The sequence below is a fragment of the Clostridium aromativorans genome, from assembly GCF_020908015.1.
GTDB lineage: Bacteria > Bacillota > Clostridia > Clostridiales > Clostridiaceae > Clostridium_B > Clostridium_B aromativorans.
On sequence record NZ_JAJJPB010000002.1, the window covers coordinates 247,659 to 264,099 of the forward strand.

Sequence of the window (16,441 nt, forward strand, 5' to 3'; positions counted from 1 at the left end):
AATTATAATAAAATAGATCAAGTGGTGAAAATTAATGTAGGGCATGCGATATTATTATAATGAGAATATTGCATGCCAATGCTATGTGTAAAACATATGCATTTTGTATATAATTTGTAACTAGGGAGTTGATATTATGAATTTAAAAAAGTTATTGGACAATGTGGAATATAAAATTATCAGGGGAAATAATGATTTGGACATAAGGGAGATACAGTATGATTCAAGAGAAATAGAAAAAGGGGATGTTTTTGTATGCATTCGTGGATATGTTACTGACGGCCATAGATATATAGGCAATGCCTGTAAGAATGGAGCTTCGGCAGTAGTGTTGAGTGAAGATGTAGAATCTATGCCCCAATGTACTGTAATAAAGGTAAAAGACACCAGAAAGGCACTTGCGCTTATGGCCTCCAATTACTATGGAAATCCTTCAAAAAAAATGAAAATAATAGGGGTGACAGGTACAAATGGCAAGACCACATCCACCTTTATGGTGAAATCCATACTGGAAGCTGCAGGTTATAAGGTAGGTCTTATAGGAACTATTTCCAATTATATAGGAGATAAAAAAATACCTTCTCATAGAACTACTCCGGAATCTCTGGAACTTCAGAAATTGTTTGGACAGATGGTGAAAGAGTCCGTTGATTACTGTGTTATGGAAACCTCTTCTCATTCACTCTATCTGGATAGGACATATGGAGTCAAATTCTGTGAGGCAATATTTACAAATTTAACAAGAGATCACCTTGACTTTCATAAAACCTTTGAAAATTATTATAGGGCAAAGTTGATTCTGTTTCAAAATGCATTCAATTCCATAATAAATGTTGATGACAGTTATGGCGAGAGAGTATACAGGGATGCTCCGGGACATAAAGTGACCTATGCCATAGACAGGCAGGCTGATGTACGGGGCAGTAATTTGAATGTACATTCAAGGGGAATAAACTTTAATGTCAGTTATGAAGGAAGTACAGAGTCTGTAAATTTAAATATACCAGGCAAATACAATGCCATGAATGCCCTGGGAAGTGCAGCAGCTTGTTTGTGTGAGGGGATAGATCTGGGTACTGTGAAAAAAGGACTTGAGTCCATGGAAGCTGTACCGGGAAGGTGTGAAATAGTTACCAAACCCTATGATCTGGGATATGAGGTTGTAGTGGATTTTGCCCATACTCCCGATGGACTGGAGAATATACTGAAAACCGCCAGAGAATTTACTGCGGGAAAGCTTATATGTGTATTTGGATGCGGTGGTGACAGGGACAATACCAAAAGGCCAATAATGGGTAAAATAGGTACGGAACTCTCTGATTTTGCAGTTATAACTTCGGATAATCCCAGAACAGAAGAGCCTATGTCCATAATAGATGAAATATTGTCTGGAGTAAAAAAGAACAATTATACTGTTATTGAAAACAGGAGAGAGGCAATAAAAGAAGCCATGAAGATGGCGGGTAAGGGAGATGTGGTCGTTATAGCAGGAAAGGGACATGAAACTTATCAGATTCTTAAAGGCAAGACCATACATTTTGATGAAAGAGAAGTAGTGGCAGATATTGTAAGAGAATTGACGATTGGCGATTGACAGTGCACAACTGCAATGGTAAATCGTTAACTGTGAACTGTGAACTGTGCATTGTGAATTGAAAAAGGGAGGTGTCAATTTTGGAGTACATGGGTTTTGACGAAATAGTAAATGCTGTAGGGGGGAAAATAATATTAAATGGAAAATACAGCGGATATAAAAATGTATGTACGGATACGAGAAAATTGGAGCGTGGAGATATATTTATTGCTCTAAGGGGAGAAAAATTTAATGGAAATGACTATGTGGGTGAGGCTAGCAAAAGGGGAGCTTCTATCTGCATGGTAGATGAAATAAAATTTAATAAAGATGAAATAAGTGAATGTACAGCTATAATTTGGGTAAAAAATGGCAATAAAGCTCTTCTGGATTTAGCTGAACTCTATAGAAGCAAACTGCATGTGAAGATAATAGGGGTGACGGGATCTGCAGGTAAGACTACCACTAAGAATATGATTGCAGATGTGTTGAATGCTAAATTTAAAGTGTTTAAAACAGAAGGTAATTTTAACAACCAAATAGGACTGCCCCATATGTTGTTTAAACTGGATAATAGCTATGAAGTTGCAGTACTGGAGATGGGTATGAACAGTAGAGGAGAAATACATAACATGGCTAAGGCTGCACGGCCGGATATTGCAGTTATAACTAATGTGCTCAGGGCGCATATAGGAATTTTAGGCAGCAGAGAAAATATACTGAAGGCAAAACTGGAAATAACGGATTTCTTTGCGAAAAATAATATATTGGTAATAAATTCTGACAATGATCTTCTTGGAAAATTAAAGGAAGAAAAATTTGTCATAAAAAGAGTGGGAGTGGAAAAACCTGCAGATATTTCTGCCTATGATACGATGATAAATGAGGATTCTATTGAATTTAAAGTGTGTGAGAATAAAATCAAGACAGGAGAAACTTTTAAGATAAATTTACCGGGGAAATACAATATATTGAATTCAATGCTGGCAGTTGCCTGTGGAAGGCTTTTAAACATGACTTATGATGAAATAAGGAGTGGATTTGAAAATGTTGAGACTGCTTCCCTCAGGATGGAGATATTCAGAGGTAAAAAATTCAATGTGATAGATGACAGCTATAATGCAAATCCTGAATCCATGGAAGCTGCACTGGATGTCCTGAAAAATTTTAAATCCAACAGGAAGATAGTGGTGTTTGGGACAATGGGAGAGATGGGGGAAGAATCCCGCAGGGTACATGAGGAAGTTGGAAGATATGCAGCAAAAAGCGGTGTAGATCTTTTTATAGCTTTAGGAGAACACGGAGAGGATTTTAAAAGAGGCTTCGATGCTGTAAATAGAGATGGAAAATTTATGATTTTTGATAGAGGAGAAGAGGTTCTCAATTTCCTTTTGAATAAATATATTAAAATAGGAGATACCGTACTTGTAAAAGCTTCCAGACTTATGAAGTTTGAAGTCATAGCAGAAGCACTAAAGAAGAGCAGCAGTTGTTAGGAGGTGAAGATCCTATTAATTTAGGATTAATACGATTATGAATAAATTGATATATTCTGTTCTCATAGCATTTTTAATAGCAATTTTAGAAGGACCAATTTTAATACCGATTTTACATAAGTTTAAATTTGGACAGAGCATAAGGGAAGATGGACCCAAGAGCCATCTAAAAAAAGCGGGAACACCAACCATGGGTGGAATAATATTTATACTGGCGACCTTCATAACCATGGCGATTTTAGTGAAAAATCCTTCAGATGAGGCAATGGTAGCTCTATATGCCTTTGTCGCTTTTGGAATAATTGGAGCCATTGATGATATCCTAAAAATAGTCAGAAGGAGAAACTTAGGTCTTAGAGCTTATCAGAAAATGATATTGTTACTGATTACATCAGGGGTATTTGCCTGTTATTCTGCAGGCAATCCATATATAGGTACATCTATAATAATACCTTTTGCACATGAGACCTGGGATCTTGGAAAATTTTATATTCCCTTTATAATAGTATATTTTGCAGCTACTACAAATGCTGTGAATTTAACTGATGGTCTTGATGGCCTGGCTACTTCCGTTACACTGCTGGTAATGACTTTTCTGGCATTGGTGAGCTTTGCTATGGGTCACATTACATTGGCTGTTTTTTGTGCAGTACTGGCTGGAGCTCTTTTAGGGTTTTTGAGATATAATGCTTTTCCAGCAAGGATTTTTATGGGGGATACAGGTTCTCTGGCGCTGGGCGGTGCAGTGGCGGCAGTGGCTATGATATTAAAACTTCCGTTATTGGTTATAATAATTGGTGGAATATATGTGTTGGAGGCATTGTCTGTCATACTTCAGGTGATTTCCTTCAAGCTTACTGGCAAAAGAATTTTTAAAATGGCACCCATACATCATCATTTTGAACTTTCAGGCTGGCATGAAACTAAAGTTGTTTCTATATTTTGTATAGTTACAGTGATATTATGTTTATTTGGATTTTTATCCCTATAGTTAAGAACCGCCTCATCCAGGCGCATAGCAGTGCTTATCTCCAACTTTAGGAAGCTGGGGGTATTAGCAATGGTAACGTTCGGATAACTCTTGTCAGCCTCAGCAGTAATAATTAGGAGGATTTTTATGAAAATTAGCAAGTCAAAGACTAAAATGGGTTCTATAGACTTTATACTGTTCTCAACTATAATGCTATTGGTGGCCATTGGAGTGGTAATGGTCTATAGTGCCAGTTCTTACAAGGCATTTTTTGATAAAAGCACACAAGATAGTATGTTCTTTTTAAAAAGACAGGGGTTATGGGCGATAATAGGGACATTTTTTATGTTTCTCACTATAAAATTTGACTATAAAAATATAAAGAAGTATACAAAACTGCTTATGATAATATCCGTAATATGTTTACTTGCGGTATTTGCCTTTGAGTCCACAAAAGGTGCCCAGAGATGGATAAGAGTAGGTTCTGTTGGATTCCAGCCTTCTGAAATAGCTAAATACATTGTGGTATTGTATATGGCTAAAAGTATAGAGGTGAAAGGCGGAAGAAAAATAGGAACTCTGCTCTATGGAGTTATACCCTATCTATTGGTTTCAGGGTTTTATGCAGGCCTTGTATTTGCAGAGAAAAATTTGAGTATAGCTGCTGTAATAATGATAGTTACGATGATAGTCCTCTATGTTTCTGGAGCCAGAATTACCCATATGATCGGTGTAGTGGGACTGGTGATCCTTGCAGGAATAGCTGGAATAATATTTGAGCCTTATAGAATGGCCAGGTTTACAAGTTTTCTGAATCCCTGGGCTGATCCTAAAGGTAATGGATATCAGCTTATTCAATCTCTTTTAGCTATGGGTTCTGGAGGAATATGGGGAGTAGGATTGGGGAGATCAAGGCAGAAGTGCTATTACATACCTGAACCCCATAATGATTTTATATTTTCTATCATAGGAGAGGAACTGGGACTAATAGGTTGTACAATTATTGTTGCACTGTTTATAGTAATTGTGTGGAGAGGGATTGTGACTGCCATAAAGGCAAAAGATACCTATGGTACACTTCTAGCTACTGGAATAACCTCTGTTATTGCAGTACAGGCAATAATAAATATAGCAGTTGTAACTGGATCCATGCCAGTAACAGGTGTGCCGCTGCCTTTTATAAGCTATGGTGGATCTTCTCTTGTAATAAATATGGTAGCCATGGGCATACTTCTGAATATATCAAGGCAAAGTGAATATGGATAAAACATAGCATTGCAAAATTGTAATGCTATGTTTATGTAAAAAGCCTTATCTGAATCTGATATTTGAACTTTTTTTAATATTGCTGTAAGAAAAAATATATAAAAAATTAATGATTAATTTAATGAAATTAATTTTATTAAGTGTTAATATATATATATCTTATAGTATTTTACATTTAAATTATAAAGTGAGTTGGTAGGGAATGAGTGAATTTCCGTTGAAAACAGATAATGAGATGATTTTAAAAAGACGAAAGAAGAGAAGAGTAAAAAGAGCTTTTATTTTTATGTTATTTTTAATAGCATTATTTTTTACTCTCTGTTTAAAACTTCCTTATTTTAATATTCGGCATATTGAAGTCCATGGAAATAAAAATGTTTTAAGTACTGATATTGTAAACAGATCCGGAATATACGTGGGGAATAATATATTCTATGTTGATTTAAAAGATGCAAACAGCGGAATACTGAGTAATCCCTATGTGGAAGATGTAGTGATAAACAGAGAACTTCCCGGGACTATAAACATAAATGTTAAAGAGAGAGAGGCACTATTCTACTACGAGAGTAATAGAAAGTATTATATCATAGATGGAAATGGTGTTTTGCTTCAAAAGGTAGACAATATAAACAATATGCACTTGATTAGATTAGATGGAATTGATTATACTAAAACGGATATAGGTGAAGCCATCAGCAGTAAAAAAGAGGAAAGAAAGATAAAAATTGTGGCTTCCCTGGGGAATATAATTGTAAATAATAATTTGCCTTTTTCACTTACTTATGTAGATGTGAGTGATTTGCTGGATGTAAAGGCATACTTTAGCAATATATGTATAAAACTTGGCAGCGGGGAGAATTTAGACAAGAAGATGAATAGGGCACTCAACATACTGCTTCAAGAAAAGTTAAATGGTGCCAAGGGATATATAGATGTAAGATTTGATGGTAATCCGGTATATAAAGTAGGAGGATAAAATAGAAATGCGTAAATTTGCGTCACAGATCAGTGTTGCTTTAGTGTGTTGCATACTTGGGTTTATGGTTGCATATCAATTCAGGACATTAATGAAACAGGATGATACTTTAAATTTAAGTAATCAAAATAATACGGATGTCACGGTGACCATAGAACAATATAAAAAGGAAAAGAAAGCCCTGGAGGCAAAGGTGAATGAACTTCAAAATAAAGTGAAGAGTTATGAAGATGCAGCAGCAAGTAAAAGTGATTCCACTAAAAATCTTTTACAGCAGTTAAAAAATACCAGAATACTTACAGGAGAGGTAGATGTAAGTGGACCTGGAATAGTCATATATCTTACTCCTAATGACAATAATTTGTTTGGGGGAAGCGGTGTTGACAATCATATAACTGATAAGGACCTAGTATATTTGGTAAATGAACTCAGGTTTGCAGGAGCTGAGGCCATATCCATAAATGATATAAGGGTTGTTTCCAGGACGGGTATAAGAACTGCGGGAAATTATATACTTATAAATGACAACAAGATATCACCTTCCAGCAGAATAGTCATACAAGCTATAGGAGATAAAAATTTACTGTACAGTGACATGAGCTTTCCAGAAGTGTTTGCAGACATAAAAAATATATGTGATGTTAAGTTTCAAAAGTCAGATAATATAACTATAAAGAAATATAATGGAGCATATAAATTTGAATATGCTAAACCTGTAAAGGAATAATTTAGAGGTGTGATAAAAATATGATAGCGTTTATTGGTCTTATATTGGGAATAATTATAGGAGTGGTATGGAACGTAAATATTCCAGACAAATTTTCACCTTATATGTCAGTGGCAATTTTAGCTTGTTTAGATTCAGTTTTTGGGGCTATAAGAGCTAATTTGTCGAAAAATTTTCAAACTGATATCTTCATATCTGGTTTTTTTGGAAATGCAGTCCTTGCTGCAGGACTTGCTTATCTAGGAGATAAATTGGGAGTGCCTATATACTTGGCGGCAGTTATAGTTTTTGGGGGAAGAATATTTGATAATTTTGCAATTATAAGAAGACAATTATTGGAAAGAACCAAACCACGTCGATGAGGTGAGTTAAATGAAAAGCAGTGAAGCCAATGTATTTGTTTTTATAGCTTCTATAATTATAGGCCTGTTGATATCTATGAACATGAGCTTTACGAAGGAGAATGCCAATAAGAGAGTGATTTTAAGTGCAAAGCAATATCAAGATGCATATAACTATAAAAATCAACTCTACAACCAAATATCTGATCTATCTGAACAGTACAGAGATAACTACAATAAGCTGAAAAAATATGAAGACAATGAACAAAATGAAGCTCAGGTTGTAACGGAAATAAAACAGGAGTTAAATAGGAATAACATGGAACTTGGCAAAGTAGCTGTAGAAGGACAGGGGATAAAGATATTTTTAAATGATGGGGATATGGAAGATGGACTGGATGCTTTTCAATATCAGATGAAATTAGTACATAATACTGATGTAATACAAGTGATGAACGACTTAAAAAATGCAGGAGCAGAGGCTGTTTCAATAAATGGACACAGAATGGTGGACACTTCTGAAATTTATTGCAGCGGGCCCTTTTTAAGGGTAAATGGAGTAAAGATTGCCTCCCCTTTTTCCATTGATGCCATAGGAAATAAGGATGTGCTTTACAACTATATGATGTCGAATGAAAATTATTTAAAAGTACTTATGAATAGAAAAATAGTGGTAGTTGTAACTAAAACCAGCAGCATGAAAATACCGGCCTATAATGGAGATTATAAAGTACAATTTATGCAGAACAAAGACTAAAATATTTTTACAATTTATGCCGTTAAGTTATCTTATATTTTGTTAAAATAATTAAAAAAATAATTAATTTTTGAAGGAATTTTAATTTCTATGAAGAATAATAAAATTATATGTATATGTGTTTAACAACAAAGGAGACGGTATTATTGTCAATTGAGGAAAATTTAAATAGTATAGAAGCAGATTTAAATGGAAAAAAAGTTGTCTTAGTAGCCGTTTCAAAGACTAAACCTGTAGAAGATATACAAACTGCATATAATGCAGGCATTAGGGATTTTGGGGAGAACAAAGTTCAAGAGCTTATGGGCAAAGAGTCTGAGCTTCCCAAAGACATAAGATGGCACTTAATAGGTCATCTCCAGAGAAATAAGGTAAAATATATAGTAGGTAAAGTTTATCTTATTCATTCCTTAGACAGTATAAGACTTCTCAATGAATTGGAAAAGCACTATAGTGCAGAGGGACTAATTGCAAATACTTTAGTTCAAATAAACATAGGCCGTGAGGAAAGTAAAACCGGTATATATGTTGAGAATTTAGAGAGTTTAATAGAGGCTTGCGAAAATTGCACAAGTGTTAAGGTAAGAGGTCTAATGGCTGTAATTCCACAGGGAGATGAGGAAAGCTGTAGATATTATTTTAAAGAAATGAAGTCTATATTCGATAAGCTTAAAGAGAGAAAGTTTAAAAATATAAGCATGAATGTATTATCTATGGGAATGACTCATGATTATAAAATTGCAGTTGAAGAGGGAGCTACTTTAGTAAGAATTGGAGAAGGCATATTTGGAAAGAGAAATTATAATAAATAGGAGGTATTTTTATGGCTGGTAAAATGATAAACAAGATGATGGGATTTTTAGGTCTTGAAGATGATTTAGAAGAAGATGAAGAAGAATTAGATGAAACAGAACAGGTTGATAATAGAAAAGCCAATAGTAACTTCGGTGGAGTAGAACCTATTGTAAATTCTAAAAGGCAGAATAAAGTTGTGAGCATACATACTACTGTATCTGCTAAAGTAAGGATAGTTAAGCCAACTACTTACGAAGAAGCAGCGGACATATGTGATGAACTCAAAAATAGAAAAATTGTAGTTATAAATACCACAGGCCTTGAAACCAAAATAGCCCAGAGACTGCTTGATTTTATGGGAGGTGCGAGTTATTCACTAGGTGGAGACTTAGAGGAGATAGAAAAGGGAGTGTATATACTTTCACCATCAAGTGTAGAAGTGAACAGTGATTTAAAAAGTGAGTTGTCAGGAAAAGGAATATTTGGTTGGAAGTAGACAATAATATAGATGTACTGTATTTAAAATAAGTATTATTTTGGAGGCAAAAATGATAAGCACTACTTTAACTGTAGCATTATCTCTTTTATTTAGGTTTTTGGAAGCTGCTATTATATTGGATGTAATCTTATCCTGGGTCATGCCCGGAAGGGGAAATGCATTTACAGATCTCCTACATGTATTTACTGAACCCTTTATGAGGCCGGGAAGGATGATTCAGCAGAAGATTATGCCGGGGCTTGCTTTAGATTTTTCCCCTATAATAGCTTTTTTTATAATAGACATAATAAGAGGGGTTGTATTTTCTATAATTTAATTTAGAAAGAGATAGATAGTGATCAGAGAAAATGATGAAGAAAGATAGTTTTATAAATAGATTTTATTTTTGTAGTGAAAATTATATGTTGCCTATATATGATAAGTTGGTTTTAGCAGAGCGAAGTCATAAGGTGGTTTATACAGGAGAATTTTGTACACCCAATATATGGGGAGCTCTACGGGATTTAAATGAAGAAATTGGATTGAATATTTATAGTTATGGTATATTTGAAGATGCGGAGAGAAAGATGATGGCATTTTCGGAAGAATCTGTAGAATGTTCTTATCCTGTAAAGTTGTTAGAAATAATTTGTAAGTCGAAATTTACAAAATTAAGTCATAAGGACTATTTGGGAAGTCTTATGTCCCTGGGAATCAAAAGAGAAAAATTTGGAGATTTAATATTGAATGGAAATGGTCTGTGTTATTTAGCTGTCTGTGAAGATATAAGTGATTATGTGAAGATGAATTTGAACAGTGTAGGAAGATGTCCCTGTGAAGTGGGTGATATAGATATTCATACAGAAGAAATTCCCAATTACAACTTTAAAACCTATACCTTAAATGTTTCTTCTCTTAGAATAGATTGTATGGTAAGTTCTCTTTGCAATCTATCCAGAAGCAAATCTGAAGAAATAATTAGACAGGGAAAGGTTCTTCTTGACTATTTGCCTGTAGATAAAAAGGATAGGTTGGTAAAGGAATATTGTACAATAACAGTAAGTGGCTGTGGAAAGTTTAAAATTGCTGGAAAAAGGGGATTTACAGGAACTGGCAGGTACAAGCTTCTTGTAAAAAAATTTAGTTGATTTGAGGTGCTAAGCATGCAGATAAACGCTGAAGAAATAACAAATAAAGAATTTAAAAAAAATCTTAGGGGTTATAATATAGATGAAGTGGATGATTTTTTAGATAAGATAGCGGAGGATTATGAATCACTACAGAAGGAAAATTCTTTTTTGAAAGAAAAGCTTCAATCTGTAGAGGACAAGATAAACCACTATAACAAGATGGAAAATACTATACAAAATACCCTTTTGTTAGCTCAGAATGCTTCTGAACAGGCTAAAGAGAATGCCAAAAAGGAAAGTGAGTTTATACTTAAAAATGCCAATGAAGCAGCTCAGAAAATAATAGACAAGGCTCATAGTGATGTTATTCAAATTAATGATGAATTTGAGAGAGTAAAGCAGGAGTTCGGAAAATTTAGAACTAAATTTAGAAATTTCATGAAGACTCAACTGGAAGTGTTTGATGATATGGAAAAAGATTTTGTGAAAAGCTATGATATAGGTTATGAACTAAGTGAATCTTCTTTAAATGATACTTCTTCAAAAGATGTTCCTATAAAGGAAAAAGAGATAGAAAAGGAAGTTCAAAATACCGAAAAAACTTCTTCAGGGGCAGATAAAAATGAAGTTCAAGAAAGTCAGGATAGAGATGACAATGATAATACTTTGACAGATGAAGATGAGTTGAATGAAATTAAGAATTTTTTTGTTAAAGGATAGAGAAAACCACTCTAAAGTGTAGAGTGGTTTTTTTACATAGAAGATGTACTTGTTATATTTGTTTCAAATTGAGAAAGTTGACAATTGATGTTTGTTTATATATGCTATTAATATGTGTTGTTCAGAATAATCAATGGATAAGTATAAGGAGGTCATTATTTATGATTATAGGAATCATTGGGGCAATGGATGAAGAAGTGAAAATACTTTTATCCCAGCTTCAGTTAAGCAGAGCTCAAGTGAAAGCCAATATGAAGTTTAATTTCGGACAACTTTATGGTGCTAAGGTGGTAATAGTTAAAAGTGGAATAGGAAAAGTGAATTCAGCTATATGCGCACAAATTCTCATAGATGATTTTAATGTAGATAATATAATAAATGTTGGGGTAGCCGGAGGTACAGCAGAAGATATATACCCTGGAGATGTGGTTATAGCTAATAGTTTAGTACAGCACGATGTAGATACATCCGCCTTTGGGGACAAAGTAGGGCAGATCCCTAGAATGGATACATATGATTTTAAGTGTGACAGGAATCTTGTGGAGAAGGCCCAGCTTGCCTGCAGAAAGATAGGGGATATAAGAAGTTTTACAGGAAGAATTGTTACAGGAGATCAATTTATCTGCAGCACTGAAAAGATAAAGTATTTAAATAGTGAATTCAATGCACTTGCCTGTGAAATGGAAGGTGGGAGTATTGCCCAGGCGGCTTATTTGAATAATGTACCTTTTGTAATAATAAGATCTATATCGGACAATGCCAATAATGGTGCCAGCATGGATTATAAAAAATTTGCACCTATTGCTATAAAAAACTCCACTGAGATATTGAAGAATATGATTATGAACTTATAGTTTTTGTCAAGTGATTCTTAGGTTCAGATGGAGTTTGCTTATAAGGAATGCTTACTCCACCTGAACCTTAGAAGAACTTATCCAGGAGCGTAGCAGTGCTTATCTCCAACTTTAAGAAGTTGGAGTATTAGCAATGGTAGCGGTCGGATAGATTATACACCAGGAGGAAAATAATGGAAGTATCTATAATACTACTGGGAATTTTAATAGACAGGATTACTAAGATGTGGGCGGCTCAAAGTCTGGCTCAGGGTTTCCAGGTTGTTATAATAAAAGATATATTTTCATTTCTATATCTGGAGAACAGAGGTGCGGCTTTTGGAATCCTGCAAAATAAGCTTTATTTTTTGGCAGCTATAACAATAATAGTAGTTACAGGCATGATATACTATATGGTGAAACATAGATTGAAATCTATTGTAGTCAGAGTAAGTCTTTCTCTTATAATAAGTGGAGCACTGGGGAATTTAATAGATAGATTGATTTATGGATATGTAGTTGATTTTATTTCGGTTCATTTTAAAAATATCTATTACTTTCCAATATTTAATGTGGCAGATGTTTTTGTAGTAGTGGGAACAATGCTGTTGTTATTTTATTTACTGAAGGAAGAAAAATATGGAAACTAGAGAATTTTCAGTATGCAGCGGAGAGGAAAAAATGCGGCTTGATATGTTTTTGTGTAAACATTTGCCGCATAAGTCCAGAAGCTATGTTCAAAATTTGATAGAAAACAAAAGGGTGAAAGTAAACAAAAAAATAAAAAAAAGTAGTTATAAAGTCAATTGTGAAGATAATGTAATTGTAACACTGCCCGATCCTGTTGAGATGAATATAAAAGGAGAGGATATACCTATCGATATACTTTATGAGGATACAGATATTATTGTAGTAAATAAACCTCAGGGAATGATAGTACATCCTGCATCAGGCGTGTACACAGGTACACTTGTAAATGCACTTTTGAACCACTGCAGTGATTTGTCAGGTATAAATGGTGTGATGAGGCCTGGAATAGTACATAGAATAGATAAGGATACTTCGGGAATACTTGTAGTTGCAAAAAATGACAATGCTCACAACAAATTGGCCCAGCAGTTAAAGGATCACTCTATGACTAGGGAGTATATTGCACTGGTGGAGGGGGTTTTAAAAGAGGATAATGGCATCGTAGATAAGCCTATTGCAAGACATCCTAGAGATAAGGTAAAAATGGCAGTAGTTCATGGGGGTAAAAGGGCAGTTACCCATTATGAAGTCATTAAAAGATTTAAGAGTAATACCTTGATTAAATGTGTACTGGAAACTGGAAGAACCCATCAGATAAGAGTTCATATGGCCTATATTGGCCATCCACTGGTGGGAGATCCGGTATACGGATATAAAAAGCAGAGATTTAGACTAGATGGACAGCTGCTTCATGCTAGAAAATTAGGCTTTGTACATCCTTCAACAGGTAGGTATATGGAGTTTGAGACAGAAATACCGGATTATTTCAAAAAGATAATAGATATAATTGATAAAGGCCATGTTTAACTTATTTCAACCATAATAGGACAGTGATCTGAACCGGTAACTTGAGTTAAGATGGCTGCCTTTTTTACCTTTTTAAGTAGGTTGTTTGATACAAAGTGATAGTCTATTCTCCAGCCTGCATTTCTCTCCCTTGCTTTAAATCTATAACTCCACCAGGAGTATTCTATCTTTTGTGGATTCATATATCTGTAGGTGTCGGTATATCCATTTTTTATGAGCTTGTCTATCCACTGCCTTTCTATGGGAAGGAACCCGGAGCTTTTTTCATTGGCTTTTGCATTTTTTATGTCCATTTCAGTATGGGCAGTATTGTAATCCCCGCATATTAGAAGCTTTTTACTTTTAGATACCAGGAGATTGCAGTAATTTAAAATTGCATCATAAAAGTTCAATTTGTAGTTCAGTCTTTCCTGGCTCATCTGGCCGTTGGGAAAGTATATGTTAAGCAGGGTAAAGTTTTTAAATTCAATTACGAGGATTCTGCCCTCCGAATCAAATTCTGGAATTCCTATTCCATGTTCTATGGATACAGGTTCAGATTTGCTGTAAACTGCTACACCGCTGTAGCCTTTTTTTTGGGCAAAACTAAAATATGAATGGTATCCACTTATGTTTTTCAATTTATCTTCCAGGGTAGTTTCTTGAAGTTTAGTTTCCTGAACACATAGTATATCAGGATTTTCGTTTTCTATCCATTCAAAAAAGTTCTTTTTTGAGATGGCTCTCAGGCCGTTTACGTTCCAAGAATATATTCTCATAAGTAATATGACTCCTTTTATATAAAATATAGCCCCATGTATATACCCAGGACAGGTTTGACATGGAGCATGGATAACTATCCTATTTTTCTTTTCCTATCCTTTTTATCATTTGAATCATTTAATTCTGCAGCGCTTTTTTCAGGTAATATTAAATTCAGTGCTATTCCGATGATAGATGCAAGAGCAACTCCTGATATCTGCACAGGTGCTCCACCGACACTGAAGTTTATGGAAGCTCCCCCTATACCTATTACTATTATAACAGAAGACAATATGAGATTTCTGTTTTTGCTGAAATCTATCTTTTCTTCTACCAGTACCCTAAATCCTGAAGAGGCTATTATACCAAAGAGAAGTATGCTTACTCCCCCTATCACAGGCATTGGCATATTTTCAATAAGTGCAGCTACGGGGCCTATAAAGGAGAGAATAATGGCAATTATTGCAGCACCGCCTATGACCCAGACACTATAGATTTTGGTTATGGCCATAACCCCTATATTTTCTCCATATGTCGTAGTTGGAGGGCCGCCTGTAAAACCTGCAAATATAGTAGCTAAGCCATCTCCCAGTATTGATCTGTGCAAACCTGGATCTTTGGTGAAATCACGTCCTACTACGTTGTTTGTCACGTAAATATGACCTATGTGTTCTGCTAGAGTTACAAATGAAATTGGAGCCATTAGTATCATGGCATTTATATTGAATTTTGGAAGCATAAAGGGTGGTAGACTGAAAAATGAAGTATTCGCTATGGATTTTAAGGATTGTTGTGGTATAACTCCTAAAATTATTGCAGATATATATCCTACTATTATAGCTATCAATATAGGTATTATTCCAAGAAAGCCCTTGAAATACATACTTCCAACTACTGCAACAGCTAAGGTTATTCCAGAAACGCTCATCCATGCCCACCTTGGTATACTCTGCATTTGAGCTGTTGTATAGGTAGGGTTGAATCCAGACCAGTTTATAGCTGTAGTGGCCAGACTTAAGCCTATTACAATTACTATAGATCCTACTACTACAGGAGGAAGAGCTTTATTGAGCCAATTTACTCCACAGAATTTTATTATAATGGCTACTATTACATATACACATCCTGCAGCTATTACACCGGAAAGCATGGCAGATGGTCCATAATTTTGGGATGCGATGAGTATGGGACTTATAAATGCGAAGGAAGAGCCCAGATAAGCAGGCAGCTTGGCCTTAGTGCATATTATATATATAAGAGTTCCAATGCCGCTGCAGAACAATGCAATGGATGGGCTCATACCAGTCAGTATAGGGACCAGTATAGTGGAACCTACCATGGCAAATAGATGTTGGAAACTGAGTGGTATAGTAGTTAATATGGGTAATTTATCTTCTACGTCTACAAAATCTTTCATTTACGACACTCCTTTTTTAGTCTCTCAGGACTATTTTAAAAGTTTTACAGTTCATATATTTTTACTGAATCACTTTTATCTATTTCTGAAATTTCTACAGATATTATTTCTTCCCGGGAAGTAGGTATGTTTTTGCCAACGTAATCAGGTCTTATGGGAAGTTCTCTGTGTCCTCTGTCAATTAAGACCGCCAGCTGTATTAATTTTGGCCTGCCTGAATGAATAATTGCATCCATAGCTGCCCTGGCTGTCCGGCCAGTATAGATTACATCGTCAACTAATATGATCCTTTTATTTTCTACATCTGTTACATCAAATTCTTTTACTACAGGCTGTTCTGAAAGAGTACTTAAATCATCTCTGTAGAGGCTTATATCAACACATTTAACATCCAATTTGACACCTTCAATTTTATAGATATTTTCCGCTATTCTTTCAGCCAGAGGGTATCCTCTCCTTTTTATACCTACAAGCATTATATTTTCCGTGCCCTTGTTTTTTTCCACTATTTCGTGAGATATTCTAGTCAATGTCCTGTCCATAGCCTTTTTATCTAAAATGAGTGCTTTTAGCTTCAAAATATCACCTCCTCCATTGCGAGCTTATAGTTAAAAGTTCGTGTCTTAGTATATTGGGCATAAAGAAAAGCCCTTCTCCATGTGAG

The 16,441-nt window shown here is 34.9% G+C and carries 19 protein-coding genes; 16 read left to right on the top strand and 3 right to left on the bottom strand.

The features are described from left to right. Nucleotides 1-136 precede the first annotated feature (136 nt). From LN736_RS03905 to LN736_RS03980, 16 genes are all read left to right on the top strand, one after another. Nucleotides 137-1,594, top strand: coding sequence for a UDP-N-acetylmuramoyl-L-alanyl-D-glutamate--2,6-diaminopimelate ligase (locus LN736_RS03905; RefSeq protein WP_229980904.1), 1,458 nt, complete (start codon nucleotides 137-139; stop codon nucleotides 1,592-1,594). Nucleotides 1,595-1,674: 80 nt separating this feature from the next. Beyond that, nucleotides 1,675-3,069 carry a UDP-N-acetylmuramoyl-tripeptide--D-alanyl-D-alanine ligase gene (locus LN736_RS03910; protein ID WP_179977106.1) on the top strand — a complete coding sequence of 465 codons (1,395 nt, stop codon included), beginning with the start codon at nucleotides 1,675-1,677 and terminating at the stop codon, nucleotides 3,067-3,069. Nucleotides 3,070-3,106: 37 nt separating this feature from the next. Next, nucleotides 3,107-4,060, top strand: coding sequence for a phospho-N-acetylmuramoyl-pentapeptide-transferase (mraY, locus tag LN736_RS03915; protein WP_179977107.1), 954 nt, complete (start codon nucleotides 3,107-3,109; stop codon nucleotides 4,058-4,060). Between the two features lie 132 nt (nucleotides 4,061-4,192). Further along, nucleotides 4,193-5,305 carry a stage V sporulation protein E gene (spoVE, locus tag LN736_RS03920; RefSeq protein WP_179978263.1) on the top strand — a complete coding sequence of 371 codons (1,113 nt, stop codon included), beginning with the start codon at nucleotides 4,193-4,195 and terminating at the stop codon, nucleotides 5,303-5,305. 202 nt (nucleotides 5,306-5,507) lie between these two features. Beyond that, a complete protein-coding gene (locus LN736_RS03925) occupies nucleotides 5,508-6,281 on the top strand; it encodes a cell division protein FtsQ/DivIB (RefSeq protein WP_150356012.1) in 774 nt (257 codons plus the stop codon). A gap of 7 nt (nucleotides 6,282-6,288) precedes the next feature. Next, complete coding sequence (locus LN736_RS03930) at nucleotides 6,289-7,008, top strand: DUF881 domain-containing protein (RefSeq protein ID WP_150356013.1); 720 nt, start codon at nucleotides 6,289-6,291, stop codon at nucleotides 7,006-7,008. Between the two features lie 20 nt (nucleotides 7,009-7,028). Continuing rightward, complete coding sequence (locus LN736_RS03935; RefSeq protein WP_150356014.1) at nucleotides 7,029-7,370, top strand: small basic family protein; 342 nt, start codon at nucleotides 7,029-7,031, stop codon at nucleotides 7,368-7,370. Between the two features lie 10 nt (nucleotides 7,371-7,380). Further along, nucleotides 7,381-8,106: a DUF881 domain-containing protein gene (locus tag LN736_RS03940; protein ID WP_150356015.1), complete on the top strand. Its 726-nt coding sequence runs from the start codon at nucleotides 7,381-7,383 to the stop codon at nucleotides 8,104-8,106. A 146-nt stretch (nucleotides 8,107-8,252) separates the two neighbouring features. Further along, nucleotides 8,253-8,918: a YggS family pyridoxal phosphate-dependent enzyme gene (locus LN736_RS03945; RefSeq protein WP_150356016.1), complete on the top strand. Its 666-nt coding sequence runs from the start codon at nucleotides 8,253-8,255 to the stop codon at nucleotides 8,916-8,918. 11 nt (nucleotides 8,919-8,929) lie between these two features. Further along, complete coding sequence (locus tag LN736_RS03950; protein WP_150356017.1) at nucleotides 8,930-9,397, top strand: cell division protein SepF; 468 nt, start codon at nucleotides 8,930-8,932, stop codon at nucleotides 9,395-9,397. 52 nt (nucleotides 9,398-9,449) lie between these two features. After that, on the top strand, nucleotides 9,450-9,716 hold the full coding sequence (locus tag LN736_RS03955) for a YggT family protein (protein WP_150356018.1): 267 nt from the start codon (nucleotides 9,450-9,452) through the stop codon (nucleotides 9,714-9,716). 34 nt (nucleotides 9,717-9,750) lie between these two features. Next, the gene (locus tag LN736_RS03960) at nucleotides 9,751-10,527 is read left to right on the top strand and encodes a YlmH family RNA-binding protein (protein WP_229980906.1); all 777 of its coding nucleotides are present in this window, start codon (nucleotides 9,751-9,753) and stop codon (nucleotides 10,525-10,527) included. Between the two features lie 15 nt (nucleotides 10,528-10,542). After that, on the top strand, nucleotides 10,543-11,229 hold the full coding sequence (locus LN736_RS03965; protein WP_150356019.1) for a DivIVA domain-containing protein: 687 nt from the start codon (nucleotides 10,543-10,545) through the stop codon (nucleotides 11,227-11,229). Nucleotides 11,230-11,390: 161 nt separating this feature from the next. Beyond that, nucleotides 11,391-12,083 carry a 5'-methylthioadenosine/adenosylhomocysteine nucleosidase gene (locus LN736_RS03970; RefSeq protein WP_150356020.1) on the top strand — a complete coding sequence of 231 codons (693 nt, stop codon included), beginning with the start codon at nucleotides 11,391-11,393 and terminating at the stop codon, nucleotides 12,081-12,083. Between the two features lie 173 nt (nucleotides 12,084-12,256). Further along, nucleotides 12,257-12,712: a signal peptidase II gene (gene lspA / locus LN736_RS03975; RefSeq protein WP_150356021.1), complete on the top strand. Its 456-nt coding sequence runs from the start codon at nucleotides 12,257-12,259 to the stop codon at nucleotides 12,710-12,712. Further along, nucleotides 12,702-13,619 (top strand): RluA family pseudouridine synthase, encoded by a 918-nt coding sequence (locus LN736_RS03980; protein ID WP_179977111.1) that lies wholly within the window; start codon nucleotides 12,702-12,704, stop codon nucleotides 13,617-13,619. The genes lspA and LN736_RS03980 overlap by 11 nt, the downstream gene beginning before the upstream one ends. Here LN736_RS03980 and LN736_RS03985 read toward each other — a convergent pair. The 3 genes from LN736_RS03985 to pyrR form a co-directional block, all read right to left on the bottom strand. Further along, nucleotides 13,616-14,377 carry an exodeoxyribonuclease III gene (locus LN736_RS03985; RefSeq protein ID WP_179977112.1) on the bottom strand — a complete coding sequence of 254 codons (762 nt, stop codon included), beginning with the start codon at nucleotides 14,375-14,377 and terminating at the stop codon, nucleotides 13,616-13,618. The two genes, LN736_RS03980 and LN736_RS03985, sit on opposite strands and share 4 nt — an antisense overlap. Before the next feature lie 77 nt (nucleotides 14,378-14,454). Then, nucleotides 14,455-15,777, bottom strand: a complete 1,323-nt coding sequence (gene uraA, locus LN736_RS03990; RefSeq protein WP_150356024.1) for a uracil permease — start codon at nucleotides 15,775-15,777, stop codon at nucleotides 14,455-14,457. A gap of 44 nt (nucleotides 15,778-15,821) precedes the next feature. Next, nucleotides 15,822-16,355: a bifunctional pyr operon transcriptional regulator/uracil phosphoribosyltransferase PyrR gene (gene pyrR, locus LN736_RS03995; protein ID WP_150356025.1), complete on the bottom strand. Its 534-nt coding sequence runs from the start codon at nucleotides 16,353-16,355 to the stop codon at nucleotides 15,822-15,824. Nucleotides 16,356-16,441 lie beyond the last annotated feature (86 nt).

Bases quoted from the DNA above. Each gene is read 5' to 3' on its own strand.
- LN736_RS03950 (WP_150356017.1), top strand. From the start codon at position 8,930: ATGGCTGGTAAAATGATAAACAAGATGATGGGATTTTTAGGTCTTGAA.
- uraA (WP_150356024.1), bottom strand. From the start codon at position 15,777: ATGAAAGATTTTGTAGACGTAGAAGATAAATTACCCATATTAACTACT.
- LN736_RS03925 (WP_150356012.1), top strand. From the start codon at position 5,508: ATGAGTGAATTTCCGTTGAAAACAGATAATGAGATGATTTTAAAAAGA.
- LN736_RS03940 (WP_150356015.1), top strand. From the start codon at position 7,381: ATGAAAAGCAGTGAAGCCAATGTATTTGTTTTTATAGCTTCTATAATT.
- LN736_RS03905 (WP_229980904.1), top strand. From the start codon at position 137: ATGAATTTAAAAAAGTTATTGGACAATGTGGAATATAAAATTATCAGG.
- LN736_RS03930 (WP_150356013.1), top strand. From the start codon at position 6,289: ATGCGTAAATTTGCGTCACAGATCAGTGTTGCTTTAGTGTGTTGCATA.
- LN736_RS03970 (WP_150356020.1), top strand. From the start codon at position 11,391: ATGATTATAGGAATCATTGGGGCAATGGATGAAGAAGTGAAAATACTT.
- LN736_RS03960 (WP_229980906.1), top strand. From the start codon at position 9,751: ATGAAGAAAGATAGTTTTATAAATAGATTTTATTTTTGTAGTGAAAAT.
- LN736_RS03955 (WP_150356018.1), top strand. From the start codon at position 9,450: ATGATAAGCACTACTTTAACTGTAGCATTATCTCTTTTATTTAGGTTT.
- mraY (WP_179977107.1), top strand. From the start codon at position 3,107: ATGAATAAATTGATATATTCTGTTCTCATAGCATTTTTAATAGCAATT.
- LN736_RS03935 (WP_150356014.1), top strand. From the start codon at position 7,029: ATGATAGCGTTTATTGGTCTTATATTGGGAATAATTATAGGAGTGGTA.
- LN736_RS03985 (WP_179977112.1), bottom strand. From the start codon at position 14,377: ATGAGAATATATTCTTGGAACGTAAACGGCCTGAGAGCCATCTCAAAA.
- LN736_RS03965 (WP_150356019.1), top strand. From the start codon at position 10,543: ATGCAGATAAACGCTGAAGAAATAACAAATAAAGAATTTAAAAAAAAT.
- lspA (WP_150356021.1), top strand. From the start codon at position 12,257: ATGGAAGTATCTATAATACTACTGGGAATTTTAATAGACAGGATTACT.
- LN736_RS03980 (WP_179977111.1), top strand. From the start codon at position 12,702: ATGGAAACTAGAGAATTTTCAGTATGCAGCGGAGAGGAAAAAATGCGG.